1 protein-coding gene is annotated in these 1,111 nt (G+C 69.6%); it reads right to left on the reverse strand.

Going from position 1 to position 1,111, the window contains the following annotated elements; all coding sequences use genetic code 11:
• Window positions 1–60: 60 nt before the first annotated feature.
• Complete coding sequence (locus AB0M76_RS43475; RefSeq protein WP_365958298.1) at window positions 61–1,038, reverse strand: transposase family protein; 978 nt, start codon at window positions 1,036–1,038, stop codon at window positions 61–63.
• Window positions 1,039–1,111 lie beyond the last annotated feature (73 nt).

Here is a 1,111-nt window from a genome sequence, read left to right on the forward strand (position 1 = left end):
ACGGCCTCGGGGGTAATTGAGATCGGGACGCGTCGGCTTGGCGGTTTGGCTGGCGGATGATCAGCAGGTAGTCGTGTGCACGAGTACCAGTTCGGTGCTCGTGCGGCGGCGGGTGGGCCTGCGGGCCGAGCGGTCGGAGACCAGGGCGGCGATGGCGCGGTGAGTCTCGTCGTAGTCCTCGCGGCGGCCGGTGTACCGCTGGAGCGGGCGCCACTGCTTGTACTCGGCGTTGGTGTGCTCCACGCAGATCCGGGCCGAGGACTGGCGGCGGCGGGCCTCTCGCCAGGCCCGTTTGTCGCCGTCGCACGCGTCGTCCTTCGGCTTCTTCGGCGGGGAGCTGACCTGGGCGGGGAACTCGTTGGCCAGGCCCTGGTAGCCGGAGTCGACCTCGGCCTTCACGTCCGGGTGGTGGTGGAACTGCTCGGCGATGCCCTCGGTGCGCACGCAGGTCTGATCATGCATGCGGCCGGGCCGTACCACCCCGGAGAACAGGGTGCGGCCCTGGTGGTCGCTGAACGTGGTGGTCTTGACCGTGTTCTGCTTCTTCTTGCCGGAGACGAACGCCTTGCGCCCCGGTCGGCCCGCCTTGGGCCGTCTGACCTGGACTTCGGTGGCGTCGATCCGCAGGTCGACGCCTTCGGCCCCGGCGTAGGCGAACACGTCCTCCAAGGTTCGAAGACGGATGCCGGGCCGGTCGGGGACCGCGAAGCCGCGGGCCGCGAGCAGGGGCCGCATCTGCCGGATCGCGGCCGAGACGGTCGAGCGGTCCACGCGGTACAGCTCGGCGAGCGCGGCATGCGGCAGGCCGAGCCGCAGGTGGACCAGGGTGACCAGCAGCCGGTCGATGACCTGGAGCTTCGGTTTGCGTCCCGCGCCCTCCACACGACGGCGCTTACCGCCACGCTGTTCGTGGAGCACAGATTCCCGCTGGGCGCGCCAACGGGAATCCAGTTCTTCGAGCAACTCGCCGAGATGTGCGCGGGAGACCCCGGACAGGGCAGGATGGGAGCAGGCCGCACGGGCCCAGGTAAGCGTCACAACTCACCCAACCCGTGCGGCCCTTCTCATGTCACGGCCTCACCAGCACCGGAACAATTCATCCCCGGGTCGT

Origin of the sequence: Streptomyces sp. NPDC051364 (assembly GCF_040682115.1) — a bacterium.
In the GTDB taxonomy this organism is placed as follows: Bacteria; Actinomycetota; Actinomycetes; order Streptomycetales; family Streptomycetaceae; genus Streptomyces.